General features: G+C 73.4%; 19 protein-coding genes and 1 pseudogene. 10 read left to right on the top strand and 10 right to left on the bottom strand.

Annotation, left to right across the window (positions count from 1 at the left end; genetic code table 11):
- The first annotated feature begins 26 nt into the window (after nt 1-26).
- Nucleotides 27-1796 (top strand): CHAP domain-containing protein, encoded by a 1770-nt coding sequence (locus Q9S36_RS47065; RefSeq protein WP_311291631.1) that lies wholly within the window; start codon nt 27-29, stop codon nt 1794-1796.
- A 67-nt stretch (nt 1797-1863) separates the two neighbouring features.
- On the opposite strand, the gene Q9S36_RS47060 is transcribed toward Q9S36_RS47065, so the two are convergent.
- Nucleotides 1864-3861, bottom strand: coding sequence for a pre-peptidase C-terminal domain-containing protein (locus Q9S36_RS47060; protein WP_311291630.1), 1998 nt, complete (start codon nt 3859-3861; stop codon nt 1864-1866).
- 134 nt (nt 3862-3995) lie between these two features.
- The gene (gene guaB, locus Q9S36_RS47055) at nt 3996-5498 is read right to left on the bottom strand and encodes an IMP dehydrogenase (RefSeq protein WP_311291629.1); all 1503 of its coding nucleotides are present in this window, start codon (nt 5496-5498) and stop codon (nt 3996-3998) included.
- Nucleotides 5499-5545: 47 nt separating this feature from the next.
- Between guaB and Q9S36_RS47050 the strand changes: the two genes are divergently transcribed.
- From Q9S36_RS47050 to Q9S36_RS47040, 3 genes are read left to right on the top strand one after another with little or no spacing between them, the layout of a single operon-like run.
- The gene (locus Q9S36_RS47050; RefSeq protein WP_311291628.1) at nt 5546-7105 is read left to right on the top strand and encodes a hypothetical protein; all 1560 of its coding nucleotides are present in this window, start codon (nt 5546-5548) and stop codon (nt 7103-7105) included.
- Between the two features lie 60 nt (nt 7106-7165).
- The gene (locus tag Q9S36_RS47045) at nt 7166-7687 is read left to right on the top strand and encodes a SigE family RNA polymerase sigma factor (protein ID WP_311291627.1); all 522 of its coding nucleotides are present in this window, start codon (nt 7166-7168) and stop codon (nt 7685-7687) included.
- A complete protein-coding gene (locus tag Q9S36_RS47040) occupies nt 7681-9042 on the top strand; it encodes a hypothetical protein (protein ID WP_311291626.1) in 1362 nt (453 codons plus the stop codon). Before Q9S36_RS47045 ends, Q9S36_RS47040 begins: the two co-directional genes overlap by 7 nt.
- Before the next feature lie 8 nt (nt 9043-9050).
- On the opposite strand, the gene Q9S36_RS47035 is transcribed toward Q9S36_RS47040, so the two are convergent.
- From Q9S36_RS47035 to groES, 3 genes are all read right to left on the bottom strand, one after another.
- Entirely contained in the window at nt 9051-9767 is a 717-nt protein-coding gene (locus tag Q9S36_RS47035) for a glycoside hydrolase family 16 protein (protein ID WP_311291625.1), read from the bottom strand.
- A gap of 130 nt (nt 9768-9897) precedes the next feature.
- Nucleotides 9898-11517, bottom strand: a complete 1620-nt coding sequence (gene groL, locus Q9S36_RS47030; protein ID WP_311291624.1) for a chaperonin GroEL — start codon at nt 11515-11517, stop codon at nt 9898-9900.
- A 100-nt stretch (nt 11518-11617) separates the two neighbouring features.
- On the bottom strand, nt 11618-11911 hold the full coding sequence (groES, locus tag Q9S36_RS47025) for a co-chaperone GroES (RefSeq protein WP_056906676.1): 294 nt from the start codon (nt 11909-11911) through the stop codon (nt 11618-11620).
- A 220-nt stretch (nt 11912-12131) separates the two neighbouring features.
- Here groES and Q9S36_RS47020 point away from each other — a divergent pair, with 220 nt between their 5' ends.
- Nucleotides 12132-13322 carry a class I SAM-dependent methyltransferase gene (locus tag Q9S36_RS47020; protein ID WP_311291623.1) on the top strand — a complete coding sequence of 397 codons (1191 nt, stop codon included), beginning with the start codon at nt 12132-12134 and terminating at the stop codon, nt 13320-13322.
- Here the strand turns inward: Q9S36_RS47020 and Q9S36_RS47015 are convergent.
- Together Q9S36_RS47015 and Q9S36_RS47010 are read right to left on the bottom strand one after the other, a co-directional pair.
- Nucleotides 13319-15130, bottom strand: a complete 1812-nt coding sequence (locus tag Q9S36_RS47015) for a glycoside hydrolase family 3 N-terminal domain-containing protein (RefSeq protein WP_311291622.1) — start codon at nt 15128-15130, stop codon at nt 13319-13321. The genes Q9S36_RS47020 and Q9S36_RS47015 overlap by 4 nt on opposite strands.
- Before the next feature lie 35 nt (nt 15131-15165).
- The gene (locus Q9S36_RS47010) at nt 15166-15624 is read right to left on the bottom strand and encodes an N-acetyltransferase (protein ID WP_311291621.1); all 459 of its coding nucleotides are present in this window, start codon (nt 15622-15624) and stop codon (nt 15166-15168) included.
- A 240-nt stretch (nt 15625-15864) separates the two neighbouring features.
- Here Q9S36_RS47010 and Q9S36_RS47005 point away from each other — a divergent pair, with 240 nt between their 5' ends.
- On the top strand, nt 15865-16518 hold the full coding sequence (locus Q9S36_RS47005; RefSeq protein ID WP_311291620.1) for a helix-turn-helix transcriptional regulator: 654 nt from the start codon (nt 15865-15867) through the stop codon (nt 16516-16518).
- 40 nt (nt 16519-16558) lie between these two features.
- Here Q9S36_RS47005 and Q9S36_RS47000 read toward each other — a convergent pair whose 3' ends face one another.
- Nucleotides 16559-17179, bottom strand: coding sequence for an MBL fold metallo-hydrolase (locus Q9S36_RS47000; protein WP_311291619.1), 621 nt, complete (start codon nt 17177-17179; stop codon nt 16559-16561).
- Entirely contained in the window at nt 17176-18294 is a 1119-nt protein-coding gene (locus Q9S36_RS46995; protein ID WP_311291618.1) for an S-(hydroxymethyl)mycothiol dehydrogenase, read from the bottom strand. The genes Q9S36_RS47000 and Q9S36_RS46995 overlap by 4 nt, the downstream gene beginning before the upstream one ends.
- A 162-nt stretch (nt 18295-18456) precedes the next feature.
- Between Q9S36_RS46995 and Q9S36_RS46990 the strand changes: the two genes are divergently transcribed.
- Nucleotides 18457-19029, top strand: a complete 573-nt coding sequence (locus Q9S36_RS46990) for a SigE family RNA polymerase sigma factor (RefSeq protein ID WP_311291617.1) — start codon at nt 18457-18459, stop codon at nt 19027-19029.
- Nucleotides 19026-20243 (top strand): hypothetical protein, encoded by a 1218-nt coding sequence (locus Q9S36_RS46985; protein WP_311291616.1) that lies wholly within the window; start codon nt 19026-19028, stop codon nt 20241-20243. Before Q9S36_RS46990 ends, Q9S36_RS46985 begins: the two co-directional genes overlap by 4 nt.
- 14 nt (nt 20244-20257) lie before the next feature.
- Here Q9S36_RS46985 and Q9S36_RS46980 read toward each other — a convergent pair whose 3' ends face one another.
- Complete coding sequence (locus Q9S36_RS46980) at nt 20258-20887, bottom strand: hypothetical protein (RefSeq protein WP_311291615.1); 630 nt, start codon at nt 20885-20887, stop codon at nt 20258-20260.
- A gap of 114 nt (nt 20888-21001) precedes the next feature.
- Between Q9S36_RS46980 and Q9S36_RS46975 the strand changes: the two genes are divergently transcribed.
- Both Q9S36_RS46975 and Q9S36_RS46970 read left to right on the top strand, forming a co-directional pair.
- Nucleotides 21002-21412, top strand: a complete 411-nt coding sequence (locus Q9S36_RS46975) for a hypothetical protein (RefSeq protein WP_311291614.1) — start codon at nt 21002-21004, stop codon at nt 21410-21412.
- 3 nt (nt 21413-21415) lie between these two features.
- A pseudogene (locus tag Q9S36_RS46970) lies at nt 21416-22617 on the top strand (hypothetical protein); the annotation flags it as partial.

The following is a 22617-nucleotide window of genomic DNA, read 5'->3' as shown; positions in this document are numbered from 1 at the left end:
CCGGCGCCGTTCCTACCGTGGCACCCGTGGGGAACCTGGGGAAGCGGCCCGCCACGCGGCCGCAGCGAATGATCGCACGCACGCTCGCGTCCGTCTGCGTGGCCGGCGGCCTGCTCGGCCTCACCGCGCCTGCCGCGCACGCCGAGGACGACTACCCGTGGGCCTGGCAGGGCCAGTGCCCGATCGTGCCGCAGGAACCGGTCGTGGAGCCGGTGCCGACGCCCGCCCCGACGCCCACCCCGTCGCCGGCGCCCCAGCAGGGCGGCGCGGACGGCGGCGAGGACGGCGGCAAGGCCGGCGCGCAGCCCGACCCTGCCGTCGCGACCCCTCCGCCGCCCCCCGAGCCGGTGCTCGACCCGGTCAGCGGCCACCTCTACGACCCGCGCGGCCCGCGGCCGACGTGCGCGAAGTGGGTGTGGTCGGTCAACGGCTCCCTCGGCGACCCGTGGGGCTTCGTGTGGCGCAACTGCACGAGCTTCGTGGCGTGGCGCATGCAGGAGCGCAACCGGATGGCCGGCTTCAGCAACTCCTTCGGCGGCCAGCACTGGGGCAACGCCGAGCACTGGGACGACGCCGCCCGCGCCCTCGGCTACCGGGTCGACTCCGTCCCGGCCATCGGCGCGGTGGCGCAGACCGACGCGGGCCGGGTCGGCCACGTCGCCTGGGTCAGCGCGATCGGACCGGGCACGGTGACGATCGAGGAGTACAACCACTCGCTCCCGGGCGGTTACGGCACCCGGACCGTCCCGGTCGGCGACTTCCGCTACCTCCACCTCGACGACGTCGCCCCGTCCCCGCTGGTCGGCTCGGACCGCCCGGTGGTCTCCGTGCCGGACGGCCTGGGCGAGTCGTGGACCGCCCGGGTCGACGACGGCGGCACCCTGCGCGTCGCGCACCCGGGTCGCCGGGCGCGCGTGGTGGGCCCCCGCGGCGCCTTCTCGCCGGTGGTGGCACCGGCGCTGACGCTGGACCGCCGCGGTCGACCGTGGGTCGCCGCGACCACCCGCACCAGGACGGTCCTGGCCGGCACGACCCGTGGCGCCCGGTTCGCGCTGCGGGCGATCGGCACGGCCGCCCCGACGTCGAGCCCCGCGCTCGCGCTCTCCCGCACCGGCCGGCCCGTGGTTGCCGCCGTGTCGACGGTGGGCACCCTGGTCACCCGGCGCTTCACCGAGCGGGGTCGGTGGAGCCGGCCCGTGCGCGTCGGCGGTCCCGGCGCGTGGGCGACCCACACCGCACCGGTGCTCGGTGCGGACGCCACCGGTCGCACGTGGCTGGTGGCCGTGGGCGCCGGCGGGGCGACGTACGCGAAGTGGCTGGAGAACGGCCGGCTGGTCCGACTGTCCGGTCCCGCCGGTTCCGTCACCTCGACGCCCGCCCTCTCCGTGTCGACAGGCACCACCCGGCTGCACCAGGTCGGCACCGACGGCCGGCTCACCGTCCGCACGCTGCGGGGGCGCCGCTGGAGCCGGCCGAGCGCCCTCGGCGGCGACTGGTCGCCCTACTCCTCCCCTGCCGTCAGCGAGGTCGCCGGCCGTCTCGTGGTCGCGGCCGTCGACCGGGCCGGGACCCTGCGCCTGCGCGCCGCCGTCGACGGGCAGCGCTCGCGCCTGGCGCCCGGGCCGAGGTCCGTCGGCGACCCGACGCGATCCCCGGGCCTGGTCACCCGGCGCAACGGTGGTGTCTTCGTGGTGTCCGTCGACCCCGGCCGGGCCCCGCACGCCCGCCTGCTGACCCGACCCGCGTCGGCGCTCAGCGGCGACACCTCGCCGACGCGGGGCGGCTTCACGCCCTGACCGCACGCTGCCGGACGTACGACGACGCGGCCACCCCCGGCGAGGGGTGGCCGCGTCGCGTGTCAGGTCAGCGGCCCGCGTAGGCCCACGACGAGACGTTCTCGGTGTCCTCCAGTCCCGTGAAGCCCTCGGCGGGCGAGTAGGTGTCGGTGACGAACTCGATGTTCTCGTCGTCGGCGGTGCCGCCGACGTTGTCCGGCCCGACGCCGTACAGGTTCTGGCCGAAGTTGGCGCCGCCGGAGTCCATCATGTTGTGGATCTCGTCGGCGTTGTCGGTGTGGTAGTTGCCGATCGTGTGCCCGATCTCGTGGGCGGTCACGTTGGCCACCGCGTTCGACACGAACGCGATCCGGTCACTGGTGGCGTTCAGGTAGGTGTTGAGCGAGGACGCCGGACCGGCGGGCGCGCTCAGCACGTCGAGCAGCACGATGGCCTCGTCCTGGTGGCCGAAGTTGCCCGGGTCGATGTACTGCGCGATGCCGATGGTGCTGATGCCGGTCTCGGCGATCGTGCCCGCGATGTAGATGCGCGAGACGTTCTCCTGGCCGATCAGCTCCGGGTTGGTCCGGGCGTTGAGCACGTCGACGTTGACCGCCGGGTTGGTGCCCGAGAGCTCGGCCTGAATGTTGCGCCGCACCTGGTTCAGGATGCGGTTCTCGACCTTGCGGGCGTCGGCGCGGGCGATGCCCCACTGGGGCACGAAGGCCGCGAACGGCGACACGTTGCGCTGACCGGGCCCGCCCCAGGTGCCGGTGTTGACCCGGCCCGGCGCGAAGTCGAGCAGCACGGTCTGCCGGCGGCCGCGGTCGCCCTGGGTGCCGGGGCGGTAGCCCTCGACCAGGACGTCGTAGGCGCCGGTGCCGCCGGACACCTGCACGGAGTACCAGCCCGCCTCCTCCGCGACGTACGCGATCGCGGTGTTGCCGCCGCCGGGCAGCGGGGACGTCGGCGGGTAGAGGAAGGTGGCGTCGGTCCCGATGCCGCCCACGCGCTCCTCGCCGGACGGCGTGCGGACCGTCAGGCCGGTCGCAGAACCGGTGCCGGTCGAGCCGATGGTGTCACCGGGACGCAGTCGCACCGAGTAGAAGTCCGCGTCGAGCTCCTGGGTGGCGAGCGAGAGGCGGTAGTTGCCGGTGTCGGCGCCACCGGCGCCGCTGCCGGAGTCGAACGGGTCGCCGGGCAGCGGGTCGAGGGCGTAGCCGCCGACCATGACGTAGTAGGTGCCGGCCGTCTCGGGCTTGAAGCTCAGGCTGCTGAGGAGGCCCGTGCCGCTGTCGTCGTCGGCTGCCACGGGCGTGCCGTCGGCGGCGTAGACCACGAGGATGGTGTCGGTGGTGGTGGCGCTGCCCTCGGTGTTGGCCGTCAGGGTGAGGCCCGCGGCGACGTCGACGGCGTAGAAGTCGAAGTCGTTGGTGCCGTCACCCGCCGGCGCCGGGCCGTGCGGACCGTCACCCAGCACCGAGTTGGTGACCGTCGAGCCGCTCCCGGTGATCCCGGTCGCCGTGGCCAGCGGGATCGCACCCTGGTCCTCGGTCGTGGTGACGGTGCGCACGGTGGTGGTCGGCGGGGCGGCCAGGCTGCCGAGGATCCGCACGGCGGGCATCCTCGCCGCCGCGGTCCCGAACTCCGGGATCGGCTCGGCGTCGAGGTGCGAGTCGTTGGAGCCGGCGAGGCCGTCGGGCTCCTCCTCGTCGTGGACGAACGGCGTCAGCACCGCCCGCGACGACACGCCCGTGCGGCCGGCGCCGAGGGCCGCACGGCGGTTGGCCGCGAGCCGCTTGGAGTCCGCGCGCTGCTCCGCCTTGGCGTGCATCAGCTTGTTCCAGGCGAAGTAGTTGGCGTCGGTGATCGACGGCAGGTTCGCGAGGTAGGGGTTGGGGTTGGCCTTCGCCGTCAGCGAGGCGGCGTCCTCCTCCTTCGGCGCGACCTGGAAGCCCAGGTCGAGTGCCGTCTGCTGCGACGGCGTGACGCTGTCGTCACCGGATGGTGCGGCGGTGGACAGGGCTGGGGTGACGACGGCCAGCAGACCGGCACAGCCGGTCGCGACCAGGATGTTTCTGCGCACTGAAGCGCTCCTCCCGAGAGAAATCGGGACCGAGCACCTCGTGCCGATGGATCACACCGTCGCGGGGCCCGATCCCCTGACTCTCGTCAACGTAGGCGTTACCGCCGGGTTGGGGAAGAGACGTAAGTAGCAGGTCAGGAGCCGCTGTAGTTGGGGGCCTCGACGGTCATCTGCACGCCGTGGGGGTGGCTCTCCTTGAGCGAGGCGGAGGTGATCCGCACGAACCGGCCCTTCTCCTGCAGCTCGGGGATGGTGCGGGCGCCGACGTAGAACATCGACTGGTTGAGGCCGCCGACGAGCTGGTGGGCGACGGCGGAGAGCGGACCGCGGTAGGCGACCTGGCCCTCGATGCCCTCCGGCACGATCTTGTCGTCGCTGGCGACCTCGGCCTGGAAGTAGCGGTCCTTGGAGTAGGACTTCTTGCCGCGGCTGCTCATCGCACCGAGCGAGCCCATCCCGCGGTAGGACTTGAACTGCTTGCCGTTGACGAAGACGACCTCGCCGGGAGACTCCTCGCAGCCGGCGAGCATCGAGCCGACCATCACCGCGTCGGCACCGGCGACGAGCGCCTTGGCGATCTCGCCGGAGTGCTTCATGCCGCCGTCGGCGATCAGCGGGACGCCGGCCGGCTTCGTGGCGAGCGAGGCCTCGTAGACCGCGGTCACCTGCGGCACGCCGACGCCCGTGACCACCCGGGTGGTGCAGATGGAGCCCGGCCCCACGCCGACCTTGACCGCGTCGGCACCGGCGTCGACGAACGCCTGGGCGCCCTCGCGGGTCGCCACGTTGCCGCCGATGACCTGCACGTGACGGGTGGCCGGGTCGGACTTGAGGCGCCGGACCATGTCGAGCAGCAGGTGGACGTGGCCGTGCGCGGTGTCGGCGACCAGCACGTCGACGCCGGCGTCGACGAGCGTGGTGGCGCGCTCCCAGGCGTCGCCGAAGTAGCCGATGGCGGCGCCGACGAGCAGCCGACCGTCGGCGTCGTACGACGCGTGCGGGAACTGCTCGCCCTTGACGAAGTCCTTGACGGTGATGAGGCCGCCCAGGCGGCCCTCCTCGTCGACCAGCGGCAGCCGCTCGCGCTTGTGGGCGCGCAGCAGGGAGGTGGCCTCGTCGCGCGAGATGCCGACCGGACCGGTGATCAGGCCCTCGCTCGTCATCACCTCGTCGACCTTGGTGGTGGCCCACTCGGCGACCGGCGTGAAGCGCAGGTCGCGGTTGGTGATGATGCCGAGGAGGCGGTTGTCGAGGTCGACCACCGGGAGGCCGGAGACGCGGTACTCGCCGCAGAGGCGGTCGAGCTCCTCGAGCGTCGCGTCGGGCCCGATGGTCACCGGGTTGGAGATGATGCCGGTCTGGGTGCGCTTCACCAGGTCGACCTGGCGGGCCTGGTCCTCGATCGAGAGGTTGCGGTGGAGCACGCCGATGCCGCCCTCGCGCGCCATGGCGATCGCCATTCGCGACTCGGTCACGGTGTCCATCGCCGCGCTGATCAGCGGCACGCGGATCGAGATCTCGCGCGTGAGGCGCGTCGTGGTGTCGATGTCGCTCGGGGCGAGGTCGGACTCGCCCGGCAGCAGCAGCACGTCGTCGTAGGTGAGGCCCAGCGCAGCGAACTTCTCGGGGATCTCCACGACCTCATCCTACGGGCGGCCGGTGGGTGCTCTGAGAGGGTGTCGCCATGGGGGCCGGGGCGCGCGGGGACGCGGTGGGCTGGGGGCGCACGGTGTGGCTGGCCGCGCTCGCCGCCTTCGTCGCGCGGTTCCCCGGGCTGCTGTGGCCGCTCCGGCCGGACGAGGCGGGCTTCCTGCTCGTCGCGCGTGCCCTGGACCCTGAGCCCGACTCGCTCTACGGCCGCTACTGGGTCGACCGGCCGCCGCCGGTGATCTGGCTGGTGCGGGCCACCGACTGGGTCGGCGGCGCCTACACCCACCGCCTGGTCGGTGCGCTCGCCTGCGCCCTGCTGGTGCTGGCCGCGGCGGCCGCGACCCGTGAGGTGGCCGTCCGCGCCGGGGTGCTCGACCCGCTGGCCGTGCGCCGGCTCGCCGGGTGGGTCGCCGTCGGGACCGCGGCGATGGTCGGCAACGCCCAGATCGACCCGGTCGCCGCGAAGGGCGAGATCCTCGGGATCCCGCTGGTGCTGGCCTCCTGCTGGCTCGCCCTGCGGGCCGTACGACGACTCGCCGCCGTCGACGCCTTCTGGGCCGGCGCGCTCGCCGTCCTGGCGCTCGGCCTCAAGCAGAGCATCCTCGGCGGGATCGTCTTCGGCGTGGTGCTGCTGGCCGGGTCCGCGCTCGCCCGCCACCTGCCGTGGCGCACGGCCGGCCGGTTCGCGCTCGCCGCCGCCGCCGGTGGCGCCGTACCGGTCGCGGCGGTCCTCGGGTGGACGCTCGCGTCGGGGTCCCGGCTGGACACCCTCTGGTACGCCTCGGTGTCCTTCCGGTCCGACGCCAGCCGCGTCATCGCGTCGCAGAGCGCGGAGGGGGCACAGAGCCGCATCGGGCTCCTGCTGGCGGTGTTCGTCGGGGTCGGGATGCTGCTCGTGCTCGCCTGCTTCCTGGCCCGGGTGCCGACCCTCCTGCGGCACGACGCGGTGCCGGTCGTGGCGGTCCTGGCGATGGTGGGCGTGGACCTGCTGGGCGTGGCGCTCAGCGGGAGCTTCTGGCTGCCCTACCTGTTCGTGCTCGTGCCGCCCCTGTCCCTCGCGCTCGCCGCCCTCGCCGCCCACGACCACCTCCGGCTCGCCCGGCGCCGGGTCGTCGCGGGCACGGTCGCGCTGCTCGTCGTCTCGAGCGTCGTCTCCCTCGTCGCCTGGACCGGGTCGTGGGCCGCCGGACGGGTGCCGGTGGAGGTGCGTACCGGGCAGGCGATCGCGGCCGCCGCGCGCCCCGGGGACCGGGTGCTCGTCTACGGCGGCCGCGCCGACATCCAGTGGGCCAGCCGCGCCGGGTCGCCGTACCCCTTCCTCTGGTCACTGCCGATGCGCACGCTGGACCCCGACCTCGACGACCTCCGCCGGGTGCTCACCGGCACCAACCCGCCGACCTGGTTCGTCGAGGCGACCTACATCAACACGTGGAGCGAGCTGGGCACCCGCCCGATCGAGCGCTCGCTGATCCGGAAGTACGAGTTCATCCGCACGGCCTGCGACCGATACCGGATCTACCACCTCAACTCGGTCGAGACGATCGACCTCGACGTCGACTGCAGCACGCCGTACCGCACCATCTGGGGGCGATGACGCTGTCGCGTGCAACCTCGTGCCCACCTCACTGCGTTCGGACAGGCATGGAGCAGAACAGTGCGTGACGAGGCGGCGTTCGTCGAGTTCGCCGCATCCGTTCGCGACCGGCTGCGGCGCACGGCGTACCTGCTGTGCGGCGACTGGGACCAGGCGTCGGACTTCGTGCAGGAGGGCCTGGTCCGGGTGTACGTCCGGTGGCCGCGGCTGGTGCGTCGCGGCGGCGAGGCGGCGTACGCCCGCAAGGCCGTCGTCAGCGCCTACCTCGACCACGTGCGGCGGCGGTCCAGCACCGAGACCCCGACCGAGGCGGACCTCACGCTCGCCTCGGACGAGGACGTCGCGCACGCCGTGGTGACGCGGGAGGCGCTGATGGCCGCGCTCGCGGGGCTGCCGCCGCGCCAGCGCGCGTGCGTGGTGCTGCGGTACTTCGAGGACCTCACCGTCGCCGACACCGCCGCGCTGCTGGGCTGCACGGAGGGCACGGTGAAGAGCCAGACCTCGCGCGCGCTGTTCTCGCTCCGGTCCACGTTCGAGGACTCGCCGTCCGGCGAGCCGACCGAGGGAGCGGTCTCATGGTGAACGAGCTGCGTGACGTGCTGCGCGAGGCGACCGACCGGCCGCCGCACGAGTCGGGCGACCTGGCCCAGGTGCTGCGGGCCGGTCGGCGCCGCGTGCGGCTGCGCCGCGCCGCGACCGTCGGCGGCACGGCCCTCGCCGCGGGCGCGATCGGGGTGGCGTCGATGTCCTGGTGGAACCCGGCGCCGGCCGACCTGGCCGCCGCCGGCGTCCCGCGCCCGGACGGGCCGACGATCCGGCTGGCCGAGGCGCGGCCGGCCGCCGAGGGCACCGACTACCGCGAGCTGGCGTCGTACACCAACGACGACCTCGAGTCCGACAACGGCGACTACTTCGACGGCGTCACCGACGACGGCCTGGTGCTGTTCCGCCAGGGCCAGACGATGACGCGCCCCGAGCAGCGCCTGGCCCTGATGGACCCGGCGACCGGGGAGGAGGACTGGCTGCCCCAGCCGCCCGCCCCCGACGAGCAGTGGTGGGCGGTCGAGCTCGGCACCGAGCGCCTCGTGCTGATGCGGTACGAGGCGGCCGCGGGCGACGGCCTGCTGCGCCGGCCCGCCCTCGACGTCTTCGACCGCGGCACGCGCACGTGGCGCACGATCTCGTGGCCGGGCCTGCCGGCCTCCGACAGCCCGTCCCACGTGTCGATCGGCCCCGACGGCCGGGCCTACACCGCGCTCGTCACCGACCCGGGGGACGTCCCCGAGGGCGGCTGGCCCATGGGTCCCGACGGCGAGGCCGACGACGCCGACGCCGAGGGCGACGTGCGGCAGCTGTGGTCGATGTCGCTCACCGACCCGGCCGACGTGCGCGACGAGGGAAAGCAGGTGGGGTCGTTCGACTTCGACGACGACCTCCTGGTGTGGACCGACTCCTCCAACGGTGCCGCCGGCGACGTCCACGTCCAGGACCTCGGCACCGGCGAGGTGACCTCCTTCGACCCGCGCCTCGGGGAGCGGTGCAACCTCCTCGGCTTCGACGCCGAGGGCGGGCGGATCGCGATGTCGCAGTACTGCGGCACCTACGACGACGGCGTCCGCGACGACCGGGTGCAGGTCGTCACCACCGACGGCGAGCAGGTCGTCACGGTCCAGGACAACGGCGTCGAGGGGGGTCTGCTGGTCGGCGGCGGGGACTTCCTCAGCCTGATGGCGTACGACCGGGCGACCGGCGGCGCCTACGTCTACGACTTCGACCGGGGGCGGCTGCTGCGGCTGTCCGAGGGGACCTCGTCGTGGGTCGTGGGAGCCGGCCCGACGCCGGGCGACCAGCTCATGTGGACCGAGCCCGCCGGGCGGAAGGTGCCGATGTTCGGGCGCAGCGGCGCGACCGTGCACCTCGGCGAGGTGATCCGCTGAGGGGTCTCTCAGGGACGGCCGTGGACCCGGACGTGGTCGACGACCATCTGCTGCGGGAACGCGGTCGACCCGTCGGGGGCACCGGGCCAGCCGCCGCCGACGGCGACGTTGAGCAGGAGGAAGAACGGCCGGTCGAAGACCCAGCGGTCCGCCCCGACGCCGTCGCGGGTGACCTGGTGGTAGGAGGTGCCGTCCACCGACCACGTGATCCGTCCGGGCGCCCAGTCGACGGCGTACACGTGGAACGCGTCCGCGAGCGAGGCGTCGTGCGCGTGGCTGGCGGTGATGCCGGACGCACCGGCGTAGCCCGGACAGTGCACCGTGCCGTGCACGACGTGCGGCTCGTGGCCCAGGACCTCCATGACGTCGATCTCGCCGCAGTCGGGCCACGGCACCGGGCCGAGCGCGGCGCCGAGCATCCAGAAGGCGGGCCAGACGCCGCGCCCGCTCGGGACGCGGATGCGTGCCTCGACCCTGCCGTGGCGCACCTCGAGCAGGCCCTGCGTGACGAGGCGGGCGGAGGTGAAGGAGCCGTCCGGCTCGCGGCGGGCGGTGATCACCAGGTGGCCCGCGCCGTCGAGGGCGGCGTTGTCGCGGGAGTCGGTGTAGCGCTGGAGCTCGTCGTTGCCCCACCCGCCGGCACCGGTCTCGTGACGCCAGACCGACGGGTCGGGTGCGGCTCCGGCCGGGCCATCGAAGTCGTCGCGCCAGACGATGTCGGCCATGGGTCCTCCCGGGGCATGCGGCGCTCCGACCCTAGGGGCCCGCCCGGGCGAGCTCCAAGCAGGAACGCACGAGCCCCGGAACCGGCCGTCGTGGCCGGGTTCCGGGGCTCGCAGGGATCAGCGACCGGGGTCAGTGACCGTGGCCGTGCCCGTGGCCGGCGGCCGCGGGCTCCTCCTCCTCGGGCTTGTCCACGACCAGCGTCTCGGTCGTGAGCAGCATGGCCGCGATGGAGGTCGCGTTGACCAGCGCCGAGCGGGTGACCTTGACCGGGTCGAGGACGCCCTGGGCCACCAGGTCGCCGTACTCCTCGGTCGCGGCGTTGTAGCCGTTGCCGACGCCGAGCTCGCGGACCTTGGCGGTCACGACGTAGCCGTTCTCGCCGCCGTTCTCGGCGATCCAGCGCAGCGGCTCGTCGGCCGCCTTGCGGACCACGCGGACGCCGGCGGCCTCGTCACCGGTGAGGCCGAGGTTGTCGTCGAGCACGGAGACGGCGTGGATGAGCGCCGAGCCGCCGCCGGGGACGATGCCCTCCTCGATCGCGGCGCGCGTCGCGGAGACGGCGTCCTCGATGCGGTGCTTCTTCTCCTTCAGCTCCACCTCGGTGGCGGCGCCGACCTTGATCACGCACACGCCGCCGGCGAGCTTGGCGAGGCGCTCCTGGAGCTTCTCGCGGTCCCAGTCGGAGTCGGTGTTCTCGATCTCGGCCTTGATCTGGTTGACGCGGCCCTCGACGGCAGCGGCGTCGCCGGCACCGTCGACGATCGTGGTGGTGTCCTTGGTGATCACCACGCGACGCGCCTGGCCGAGCACCTCGAGGCCCACCTGGTCGAGCTTGAGGCCGACCTCGGGGGCGACGACCTGGCCGCCGGTGAGGGTCGCGATGTCCTGCATCATCGCCTTGCGGCGGTCACCGAACGCCGGGCTCTTGACCGCGGCGACGTTGAAGGTGCCGCGGATCTTGTTGACGACCAGCGTCGACAGCGCCTCGCCCTCGACGTCCTCGGCGAGGATGAAGAGCGGCTTGCCGGTGGCGATGACCTTCTCCAGCACCGGCAGGAGCTCCTGGATCGAGGAGATCTTGCCCTGGTGGAGCAGGATGTAGGGGTCGTCGAGGACGGTCTCCATCGACTCCGGGTCGGTGACGAAGTACGCCGAGATGTAGCCCTTGTCGAACTGCATGCCCTCGGTGAACTCGAGCTCGGTGCCCATGGTGTTGGACTCCTCGACCGTGATCACGCCGTCCTTGCCGACCTTGTCGAAGGCCTCGGCGAGCAGGTCGCCGATGTGGCTGTCGCGGCTGGAGATCGTGGCCACCGAGGCCATGTCCTCGCGCGACTCGACCTCACGGGCGGCCTCGCGCAGCGCGTCGCCGACGGCCTCGGCCGCGGCGTCCATGCCGCGCTTGAGCCCCATCGGGTTGGCGCCGGCCGCGACGGCACGCAGGCCCTCGTGGACCATGGCCTGGGCCAGCACCGTGGCGGTGGTGGTGCCGTCACCGGCGATGTCGTTGGTCTTGGTGGCCACCTCCTTGGTGAGCTGGGCACCGAGGTTCTCGAACGGGTCGTCGAGCTCGACCTCGCGGGCGACGGTCACGCCGTCGTTGGTGATGGTGGGGGCGCCCCACTTCTTGTCGAGGACGACGTAGCGACCCTTCGGGCCGAGCGTCACCTTGACGGCGTTGGCGAGGGCGTCGACGCCGCGCTCGAGGGCGCGGCGGGCGTTCTCGTCGAACTCCAGGATCTTGGGCATCTGGCTGTGCTCCTAGGAACGGGTGAAAGGGGTTCGCCCGGACGTCATGGCCGGTGGTCGACGCAGCGACCCGCGGCCATGACGATCCGGGCGAAGGGGATCAGGAAACGACCGCGAGGACGTCGCGCGCGCTCAGGATGAGGTACTCCTGGCCGGCGTACTTGACCTCGGTGCCGCCGTACTTGCTGTAGATGACCTTGTCACCCACCGCGACGTCGATCGGGACGCGGTTGCCGTTGTCGTCGACGCGACCGGGACCGATCGCCACGACCTCGCCCTCCTGGGGCTTCTCCTTGGCGGTGTCCGGGATGACCAGGCCGGAGGCGGTGGTCTGCTCGGCTTCGAGCGTCTGGACGACGATGCGGTCCTCGAGGGGCTTGATGTTGACCGACACTTCGGATCAACCTCCACTTTCTCTTCACGAGATTCTTCAGGAGACCATCTCTGGGCTCCCAGGACGTGGGCTCGCGGTCCGGGGCGGCACGCCGTCGCGGGGGTCGTGCCAGGCTCACGAGCGTTGGCGCTCTCAGGGTGAGAGTGCCAACGCAACGCTAGCACTCTGCCCAACCGAGTGCTAGCGCAGCCCGGTCACCGCCGCCTGACAGGATGCTCTCGTGGAGATCGAGACGCTGGAGTGGCTGCAGACGACCGAGGGTGGGCGCCTGCTGGTCCACGCTGCCCAGGCCTGGTCGGACCACCCCGGCGACCCGGTGCGGGTCGCGAGCGTCGTACGCCGTCTCGAGCCCGACGCGGAGAAGGCTGCCGCGGCCACGACCCAGGCGCAGCTGCGCGAGCGGGGCGTCGCCAAGTTCGGCGACGACGCCCACCTGATGTTCTTCACCCCCGACGCGCTCGAGCAGGCCACCCGGGCGCGGGTCGCGGACCACCGCGCCGCGCGACTCGCGGCGGCGGTCCCGGGCGGCAGCGTGATCGACCTCGGCTGCGGGATCGGCGGCGACCTGCTCGCGTTCGCGCGCGCCGGGCTGATCGCCGCCGGGGTCGACCAGGACCCCGTCCGGGCCGCGATGGCCCGGGCCAACCTCGCCGCCCTCGGGCTGCCGGGGGCCGTGCGGGCCGGCGACGCCACCACCGTCGACCCGTCCGGCTTCGACGCGGCCTTCGCCGACCCGGCCCGCCGCGGCGGTCGCGGACGCGTGTTCGACGTCGAGGGCTGGACCCCGCCGTGGCCGTGGGTGCTGGACCTGCTGGCCCGGCGCTCGCTCGTCAAGGTCGCTCCCGGCATCGGCCACGACCTCGTGCCGCCGGGCGTCGAGGCGGAATGGGTCAGCGACGGCGGCGAGGTCAAGGAGGCGGTCCTGTGGTCGCCCGACCTCTCCACGACCGACCGGCGCGCCACGGTGATCGGTGACGGCGGGCTGGCGACGCTCACCGACGAGGACGTCCCGGCCCCGGGCGAGGCGGGGTCCGACGTGCGCGAGGTGGGTGCCTTCCTCTACGAGCCGGACGGCGCGGTCATCCGGGCCGGCCTGGTCACCGCTGTCGCCGCCGGCGTGGGGGGCGGGCTCGTCGACCCGCACATCGCCTACGTGACGAGCGACCAGTCGTTCCGGACGCCGTTCGCCCGTGGCTACCGCGTGCGCGAGCACCTCCCCTACCGGGAGAAGCAGCTCAAGGCCGCCCTGCACGAGCGCGGCATCGGCCGGCTCACGATCAAGAAGCGGGGCGTCCAGGTCGTGCCGGAGGACCTGCGCAAGCGGCTGGCGCTCCGGGGCGACGACGAGGCGACGCTGGTGCTGACCCGTGCCGCCGGGCACGGCACGGCGCTGCTCGTGGAGCCGTTCTAGGCGCGGCAGCCGCTGCGCTCGACGCCGCCGACCCGCACCGGGAGCCGCCCCGGAGCCGGCGCCCGGCCGAGCAGCACCTCGACCAGGACGTCCATCGCCGCCGGGGTGTCGCCGTAGGTCGCGATGCGGGTGGGCGCCGACACCCGGCCCAGGACCCACGGGCTGTCCGTCGCGACGGCGACGTCCCCGTCGACGGGCGCGTCGCGGAAGCCCGTGAACCCGACCGGCGTACCGGCGGCGAGGCGGGCGTCCTCGCGGGCGACCCAGGCGGCGAGCCGCTCCTCACGCCGGGCCTCGGCCCTGCGCCAGGCGCGCTTGCGCTTCTGGTACGCCTTGCGGCGCTCCCCCTTGCGGCGCTCGGGCTGGGGCACGGCTCGTGCGAGCCGGGTCGGGGTGGCCTTGCGCAGCAGGACGCCCAGACCCGCCCGACCGGCGGCCGCGGCGAAGACCGAGACCGCGCCGGGGTCGCCGTAGGCGTGGACCTGGTCGCCGACCAGCCGTCCGGCGCACTCGCCGGCGACCATCGTCACCGCGGCGGCCGACAGGCTGCGCGAGGCCCCGCGTGCCGTGCCGACGGGCGCTCCCGCCCGGCCGTCGAGGTGCGTGAGCAGCGCGACCTGGCGCGCCGCGGCCTGCTCGAGGCGCCGGCGCGGCAGCGCGCCGGAGCGCACCGCCCGGACGACGGCGGCGCGGGCGACGGCCGGTGACGGAGGCATCAGCAGGACGTCGGAACCGGCCCGCAGTGCCTGCACCGCCGTACGTCCCGGGTCCCGGCCCCGCGTGACACCGGCCATGTCCAGCGCGTCGGTGACGACGAGGCCGCCGAAACCGAGGTCCTGCCGCAGCAGCCCGGTGACGACCTTCCGGGAGAGCGACGAGGGCACGCCCGGGTCGACCGCCCGGACGTCGAGGTGGCCGATCATCACCGCGGGCAGCCCCGCCTCGACGGCGCCGCGGAAGGGGACGAGGTCGGTCGCCTCGAGCTCCTTGCGCGACTTCGCCTGCACCGGCAGGGTCAGGTGGCTGTCGCCCGGGACCGAGCCGTGGCCGGGGAAGTGCTTCACGACGGGCAGCACCCCGGAGGCGGCGAACCCCGTCGCGGCGGCGACGACGTGCTCGGCGACCGTGCTGGGGTACGACGACGCGGCCCGCGAGCCGATGGTGGGGTCGCCGGGCCCGGAGGTGACGTCCGCGTCGGGAGCGAAGTCGACGGTGAAACCGAGGCCGCGGAGCTCGGCGCCGCTGGCGGCGTAGGCCCGCTCGGTCAACGCCACGTCGCCGGCGGCGCCGGCGCTCATGAACGTGGGGAACCGGGTCGCGGCGCCCCTCAGCCGCTCGACCACGCCACCCTCCTGGTCGACGCCCAGGAACAGCGGCCACTTCCGGCCCACCCGGCGGGTCAGCCGGGTGTTGACCGCCCGGACCTGCTCGGCGGAGACGACGTTGGAGTCGAAGGCGATCACACCTCCGAGGTGCAGCCTGCGCACCAGGTCGACGGGTGCCGCCGTCCCCGACCACTCCGCCACGATGACCTGGCCCGCCAGCGCGGGGAGCCTCATCCGACGCACGGCCTCCGCCGCCCGGTCGAGCTCGCCCCGGTCCGGTCCCCAGCCCTCGGCGAGCCCGAGCTCCTCCGACGGGGTGGGCGGCACGGTCGGGGTCGCGCTGGCGGCCGCCTCGCCCGGCCCGCGCTGCTCGGGGTCGTCGTCCTCGCCCTGGCAGGCGGCGAGCGAGGCGACGAGCGCGAGGGTCGCGAGCGCGGTCCCCCCGCTCCTCCACGTCCTCCCGGTCCCCCGCCTCCGTCGCACCGGCTCATCGTGGCACGGTGCCCCGGACCGCCGCCTCACCGTCCGCGCCGGTCCGGCCGCTCCCACGGCCACGCGGCCGCCAGCCACCCCGCGACCGCGTCGGCCAGCGGGCCGTCCAGCTCGCTGCGGTCCTGCGTGACCCACGACTGGACCTCAACGTCGTGCTCGGCCGACCTGCTCGGGTAGAGGTAGACGCACCCGATGACGTCGTCGCTGCGAGGGTCGAGGACGGTGAACGTGAAGCCGCGCCGCGCCTCGAAATCGGCCGCGTGCCGGGTCAGGTCGGCGAGGTTGTCCTCCGGCGACATCCCGCCCGGGGGCGGCCAGCTGCCGTCCGGGTAGCCGGGAGTGGCACGGATGTGGTCGATGCTGGACGACCATGCGGCGAGGTCGGAGTCGTTGTGCTGCGGCCCGAGCGGCTCGAGCCGGAAGTCGTCGGTCACCAGCGACCGAGGCGGCTCGAAGTCGGCAGGCACGAACGCGTCGCTGCTCATCCCCCGACCGTAGCCCCGCGCTCCCCCGCCCCGCCTCCGATTTCCCTGCCCCCGATCTCCCCGGCCCTCATGGGTATGGGAGCTGAGTCGCTGGGCGACTCAGGTGCCAGTGACCGAAGGGAAGTGACCCCGAACCACCCGGCGGGCTGTGGAGGACGCGGGGCTGTGGAGGAAGGACGGCGGGTTGTCGGTACGACGGAGTGGGATCGGAGGACGACATCGATCACACGGGAGGCAGGCATGGCGATCACGCAGCAGCGCGTCGATCCGGAGGAGATGGCGGAGTGGACGGAGGCCGAGGTCGACGTCTACCTGATGGGTCCGTTCGACGGCGGGATCCCGGGGCTGGTGCGGCGGGTCCGGCGGATCCTGGACGTGTCCCAACGGGGGCTGGCCGCGCTCCTCGGGATCTCGCAGTCGCAGGTGGCCCGGTGGGAGACGAGGCGGACGAGTCCTCGAGCCGCCATGGTGGTGGAGATGCTGCGGCTGGCCCAGGTGCGGATCGACCTCCGCCACCGCGAGACCGGCGCGCTGGTCGAGCCGATGCGCGACGACGGCGGTCGCGACCGGGCCAAGCGCCGCTACCCCGCCCACGTGGACCTGGTGGTCACGGGGTGGTGGGTGCCGCGCGACGCCATGATGTCGGGTCAGCACCTCCGCTGGCGGGCGCGGTCGAGACGGTGGCAGGTGCCGTACGTGCGCTACCACCGCACGTGGAAGTACGTCCTGCGCCGGGTCCGCGGCACCCCGGTCGACCACCCGGCGCACCACCAGCTGGTCGCCGAGGCCCACCACCTCGACGAGGTGCGCGAGGAACGGCGCCGGCTGGCTCTCGCCGCCCGGCCGGGGTCGCCGACGCCGCCACGCCCTCCTCACGGCCTGCTGACCGCCTGACACGGCCGCCGGACGGCTTCCCAACGACCCCGGAATGCGGTCAGACGTTGGCCCTCTCGGCCCCGATCGTGGTGTCCGGCCCGTGGCCGGTGTGCACGACCGTCTCGTCCGGGAGGTCGAGGAGCCGCGAGCGGATCGACTCCTTGATGAGGTCGGCGTCGCTGTAGGAGCGTCCCGTCGCGCCCGGCCCGCCCTCGAACAGGGTGTCGCCCGTGAACACGCAGCCGAGGTCGTGGACGTAGAGGCAGACGGCGCCCGGAGCGTGGCCCGGGGTGTGGATCACGGTCACCGCCGCGCCACCGATGGTGAGCGACTGCCCGTCGGAGAGGTCCACGTCCCAGAGCTCGGCACCCTCCTCGTCACCACCGTGGGTCAGCTCCCAGAGGGGCCGGTCGTCCGGGTGGAGCAGGATCGGTGCGCCGGTGGCGACGCGCAGGGCCGGAGCGACACGGACGTGGTCGTCGTGGGCGTGGGTGCACACGATCGCCTTCACCGTGCGGCCGGCGACGACCTCGAGGATCGCGTTGACGTCGTGCGGGGCATCGATGACCAGGCACTGCTCGTCGTCCCCGACCACCCACACGTTGTTGTCGACGTCGTAGGTCTCCCCGTCGAGGCTGAAGGTGCCCGACACGACGGCGTGGTCCACGCGCACGCTCACAGGACCACCACCGAGCGGAGCACGTCCCCGTGGTGCATCTTCTCGAAGGCCGCCTCCACGTCGGAGATCCCGATCTCCTCGGTGACGAACGCATCCAGGTCGAGCCGACCCTGCTGGTAGAGGTCGACGAGCATCGGGAAGTCCCGCGAGGGGAGGCAGTCGCCGTACCACGACGACTTCAGCGACCCGCCGCGGCCGAAGACGTCGATCAGCGGGATGTCGGGCACCTTCATGTCCGGGGTCGGCACGCCGACCAGCACGACCGTGCCGGCCAGGTCGCGGGCGTAGAAGGCCTGCTTCCACGTCTCCGGCCGCCCGACCGCGTCGATGACGACGTCGGCACCGCCCTCGTGGCCGGTGCCGTCCGCCGGCGGCGTCAGCCCGCGGATCGCCTCGACCGCGTCGACCTCCGAGGAGTTGACGGTGTGGGTCGCGCCGAGCGAGCGGGCGGTCTCGAGCTTCCGGTCGTCGATGTCGACCGCGATGATCTTCGCCGCGCCGGCCAGTGCCGCGCCGGCGATGGCGGCCGCGCCGACACCGCCGCAGCCGATCACCGCGACGGTCGAGCCGCGACCGACGTTGCCGGTGTTGATGGCGGCGCCGAGACCGGCCATCACCCCGCAGCCGAGCAGGCCGACAGCGGCCGCGCGCGCCGACGGGTCGACCTTGGTGCACTGCCCGGCCGCGACGAGGGTCTTCTCCGCGAACGCGCCGATCCCCAGCGCCGGGGAGAGCTCCGTGCCGGCGAGGTCGCCCTCGGCCAGCGTCATCTTCTGCGTGGCGTTGTGGGTGGCGAAGCAGTACCACGGCTCGCCCCGGTTGCAGGCCCGGCAGTCGCCGCACACCGCGCGCCAGTTCAGCACGACGAAGTCGCCCGGCTCCAGCCCGGTGACGTCCGGCCCGACCGACTCGACCACTCCGGCGGCCTCGTGGCCGAGCAGGAACGGGAAGTCGTCGTTGATCCCGCCCTCGCGGTAGTGCAGGTCGGTGTGGCAGACCCCGCAGGCCTGCACCTTCACCACCGCCTCACCCGGACCCGGGTCCGGCACGTTGATGGTGGTGAGCTGCACCGGCTCGCCCTTGGCGAGCGCGACGACGGCCTTGACCTGCTGCATCGATTGCCTCCTGTGTCGAGGGAGTGCGGGTGACCCCTTCCGGGCGAGCCTTCCAACCGGCCCCAAATAGATGCAACCCCGCCCCGTGCGACCGCGTCCTCAGTGCAGTCCGGGCGATGGACGACCAGGACACACCGCACGAAAGACGAACGGGGGTGAAGGGTGAGCACGACACTCGTCGACATGGGTGCGCAGGACCGCCGGGCCGACAAGGACGCGGAGTTCTCGGCGTACATGTCCGCGCGCCAGACCGCCCTGTACCGGACGGCGTACCTCCTCGTCGGCGACCACGCCGGCGCCGAGGACCTCCTGCAGAACGCCTTCGCGAAGCTCTACCTCTCCTGGGACAAGGTCCGCGACCACGGCGCCCTCGACGGCTACGTCCGCCGCGTCATGGTCAACGAGCACAACTCCCTGTGGCGCCGTGCCTGGAAGCGACGCGAGCACTCCACCGACTCGATGCCCGACGCGGGCGTCCACGACGAGTACGACGACGGCATGGGCGGGGTGCTCTGGTCGTTCGTGCAGACCCTGCCGCCCAAGCAGCGCTCGGTCATCGTGCTGCGCTACTACGAGCAGCTCAGCGAGGCCGAGATCGCCGACGTCCTCGGGATCTCGGCCGGGACGGTCAAGTCGCAGGCCAGCCGCGCCCTCGCCGGGCTGCGCGCCCGCGCCCCCCGGTCGCTCGACCCGAACGGCCCCCACCCCCACGAGTCCGGAGACGATGCGCGATGAACCACACGCCCCTCGAGGACCAGGTCCACGACGCCCTGCACGGCCTCGTCGACCCCCTGCAGCACGCGCCGCTCACGGTGACCGACGTACGCCGTCGCGCCGGCAGCATCCGGCGCCGCCGCCGTGCCGCCGCCGGCGCGACCGTCGCCGCGGCGCTCGCCGTCGCCGTCCCGGTCGGGATCGGCCTCGGCAGCCCCGCGCAGCGCGGCGACGTCCCTCCCGCGACGAACACCCCGGCACCCACGGTCGCGTCGGGCACGGTCGTCGTGGACGCGCGCAGTGCGGCGACGACAGACCGCACCACCGTCCCGCTGATGGACATGGACGGCCCGAGCCTCATCACGCCCGACGGCACGATCGACCTGCCGAGGGTCTACGACGAGCTCACCCCCTACGGGGACGGCTGGATCGGCGTCGCCGTCAACGACGCGCCCGGAGTGCCGTGGCACACCCTCGAGATCCTCACGTCCGACCTCGAGGTCGAGGAGGGGCCGGTCCCCACCGGAGGGCTCGTGGTCAGCCCGGACGGCTCGCGCATCGCATGGTCGGAGTACGACGGCACGCGCTGGCGGGTCAAGCTGGCCGACGCCGCGGGCGGCCCGGTGACGGACCACCTGGAGTTCCCGCCCAGCCCCGAGGACCACCAGGTCGCACCGATCGGGTTCGTGTCGGACGTCGTCGTCGCCGCCACCCAGAGCGACGGCAGGGGGCTCGTCTCCACCTTCGTCGGGGGCGGGGACTCGCCCGGCGCACTGCCGGGGCCGATCGACGGACGCTCGGCGTCCCCCACGGGTGGGGTCGTCGCCGGTCTCGTGGCGGGCGACGACCGGCCCTGCTCCGCCGTCGTGCAGGGCGTGGCCGACACCGGCACCACGCTGTGGGAGACGTGCGACCACGCGCTCGGTCCGTTCAGCCCCGGGGGTCGGTACGTCATCGGCCTCGACCCGGAGGCGGACGGGTACGGCTCACCGACCATCACGGTGCTCGACGCGGCCACCGGCGAGGAGGTCGTCACCTACGAAGCCGCCCTGCCGCGCCGCACCGTCGGCGGGTTCTGGACCCAGGTCGCCTGGGAGGGCGACGACGCGCTCGTGGTGCGGCTCTTCACCGGCGAGGACAGCTTCATGATGCGGCTCGGCCTGGACGGGACCGTGCGGCGCATCGACATCCCGAGCTCCGGGGCGTCCGGCCTGTCGGTGGCGGTGCCGAGCTAGAGGTCCTCGGCGCCTCAGTCGAGGTCGGTCTTGAAGGTCCCGAGGAGGCTGGCGATCACGCCCTCGGCCTCCTCGTCGGTGAGCGGCTCCGGGGTGCCGTCCTCGTAGATCGTGATCTCGATCAGCCAGGCCGAGTCCAGGAACAGGATGCCGAAGGTGTGCTTCTCCTGCACGGGGTCGGAGGTGGTGTCCAGGACGTGCCAGGCGCTGTACTTGCCACCGGCGATCGCGTCGTCCTGGCGCACCTGCACCTTCGGGCCCCCGTTGCGCCTGATCCAGCTGCGGGCCATGGCGTCGAGGGAGGGCGCCCGGTTGACCTCGGGAGCGAAGGTGACCGCGCTCTGCCCGTCGTTCCAGCCCTGGACGATGCCGTAGTCGGTGAGGTGCTTGTAGGTGGCCAGCGGGTGCATGCTGGCGCCCGGGACCTTGATCGTCTTGTTCTCGGCGACCTCGAAGGTCGGGACCGACTCGGTCGGCTCGGGCACGGCGACCGAGGACGTCGGGGACGACGGGCTGCTGCTCGAGGGGTCGGAGGGGTCCGCGCCGGAGGCGTCCGAGCCGTCCTGGCAGCCGGCGGTCAGGACGAGGGCGGCGATGCCCAGCACGGGCGCGAACCGGCGGTGACGAGGTCCCCGAGAAGTCATGGTCCGACCCTATCCGGCGCCCTTCGCCCCTCGCGTACCGCGGAGATGCTGCCGCTCCCCGACGAACTGCCTAGAGTGGGTTTCGGTTCTGTGACCAGGGGGAAAGGACAGAGCATGCTGCCGCTCGAAGACAGGGAACTGCTCACCCAGACGATGGTGGGGCTCAACATCGACGCCGACACCATCTCGTCGCTGATGTCGTCCTTCGACAAGGCCGCCGAGGGTGTCGAGACCGACACGGTCACGCCGGTGACCAGCTCGGCGTTCGGCGACTCCTACACCGGTGGCTACCGGCTCGGCACCAACGTGGAGATGGCGCACCAGGCCGTCGCCGAGGAGCTGAAGAAGATGGCTGCCGGCCTGCGCGGCATGAGCAGCTCGGTCGAGGCCTTCGGCCGGGACATGGAGCGCACGACCGAGCAGACCCAGGCGACGATGAACCTGATCCAGGCCTCCACCGAGTGCGTCGCCGCGCCCACCTTCAGCTCCAACACCTGCTCGCTGCCCACCGACACCCAGGACTGAGCCGTGACCAAGGGACCCCACCGCCTCCGCCTCGACACCTACCTCGACTCCGCGTCCGACGGACTGGTCAAGAACGCCGGTCGCGACTGGAAGAAGAAGTCCGAGGACCTCGACGTCCTCGCCCAGGCGCTCAAGCAGGCCGCCAGCCAGGCCGAGCTGCGCATCGGCGAGCAGACCCTCACCGGTCCGGCGCTGCGCGCCTCCATGGAGGAGTCGTCCACCTCGATGACCACCAAGGCCGAGCAGCTCCGCGTCGCCGGCGAGGCGCTGCGCCAGGTCGGCCAGCAGCTGTCCGACGCCCGCGACGCCCGCGACACGCTCGCCGAGCTCGGTCCGAAGCCGGCCCCCTACCAGGCGCCCCCCGGCACCCCCGGCGTGGAGCCCACCCCCGAGGAGATCCAGGCGCAGGCCGACGCCTCCCAGGCGCGGGCCAACGAGCGCAGCGCGTGGCAGTCGCAGTACGACAAGCAGGAGGCGAAGTCGCTCGCGCTCACCAAGGACCTCGACGCGGCCTTCCTCGGCGCCATCCCGCCGATGAAGGAGATCCACGGCCAGGAGGACCCGACCGAGCCCCCGCCGAACGTCCCGTCCGGCCCGCAGGGGCCCTACCTCCCCGGCACCCAGGCCCCGCCCGTCACCGGCGGCGGCGGCAACGGCGGTGGCGGCAACAACGGCGGCGAGTTCGAGCTCGTCGAGTGGGAGGGCAACAACAACGGGAACAACAACGGCAACAACAACAACAACACGAACAACACGAACAACACCACGAACACCACCACGACGACCACGACGACCACGACCACCACCACGCCGACCACCACGACCGGGATCCACACCGAGCCCCCGAGCACCACGGTCACGGGCACCTCGCAGAACGGCGTCACCTACCAGCCGACCGGCTCCCAGGTCTCCTCTCCGGTCCCTGCCGGCGGGACGGGCGGTGCCTCCGGTGCGACGTCGGCGGCGGCGTTCGGCGCCGCGGGTGGCGCGGGCGGCCTGGCTGCCGGCGCGGTCCGGCCGGGTGCCGTCCCGACGTCTCCCGCCCGTGGCGCCGGCGCGATCAAGCCCATCGGGTCCACCGGTCGTGCGGCCAGTGCCGGGTCGCTCTCCCGCGCCGCCGGGTCCGCCGGCAGCCCGACGTCGCGCAGCGCGGGCTCCGCGCCGGCACGTGGCGCGTCCGCCGGCAGCACGGCAGGGCGCGGCAG

The sequence above is a fragment of the Microbacterium sp. ARD31 genome (genome assembly GCF_031844425.1).
This window is presented reverse-complemented; position numbering and strand designations above follow the sequence as displayed.

Excerpts from the sequence above, each read along its gene's own strand:
- Q9S36_RS46995 (WP_311291618.1), bottom strand. The coding sequence starts at position 18,294 with ATGCAGCAGGTCAAGGCCGTCGTCGCGCTCGCCAAGGGCGAGCCGGTG.
- Q9S36_RS47040 (WP_311291626.1), top strand. The coding sequence starts at position 7,681 with ATGGTGAACGAGCTGCGTGACGTGCTGCGCGAGGCGACCGACCGGCCG.
- groL (WP_311291624.1), bottom strand. The coding sequence starts at position 11,517 with ATGCCCAAGATCCTGGAGTTCGACGAGAACGCCCGCCGCGCCCTCGAG.
- Q9S36_RS46980 (WP_311291615.1), bottom strand. The coding sequence starts at position 20,887 with ATGACTTCTCGGGGACCTCGTCACCGCCGGTTCGCGCCCGTGCTGGGC.
- Q9S36_RS46975 (WP_311291614.1), top strand. The coding sequence starts at position 21,002 with ATGCTGCCGCTCGAAGACAGGGAACTGCTCACCCAGACGATGGTGGGG.
- Q9S36_RS46985 (WP_311291616.1), top strand. The coding sequence starts at position 19,026 with ATGAACCACACGCCCCTCGAGGACCAGGTCCACGACGCCCTGCACGGC.
- Q9S36_RS47005 (WP_311291620.1), top strand. The coding sequence starts at position 15,865 with ATGGCGATCACGCAGCAGCGCGTCGATCCGGAGGAGATGGCGGAGTGG.
- Q9S36_RS47050 (WP_311291628.1), top strand. The coding sequence starts at position 5,546 with ATGGGGGCCGGGGCGCGCGGGGACGCGGTGGGCTGGGGGCGCACGGTG.
- Q9S36_RS47010 (WP_311291621.1), bottom strand. The coding sequence starts at position 15,624 with ATGAGCAGCGACGCGTTCGTGCCTGCCGACTTCGAGCCGCCTCGGTCG.
- Q9S36_RS47035 (WP_311291625.1), bottom strand. The coding sequence starts at position 9,767 with ATGGCCGACATCGTCTGGCGCGACGACTTCGATGGCCCGGCCGGAGCC.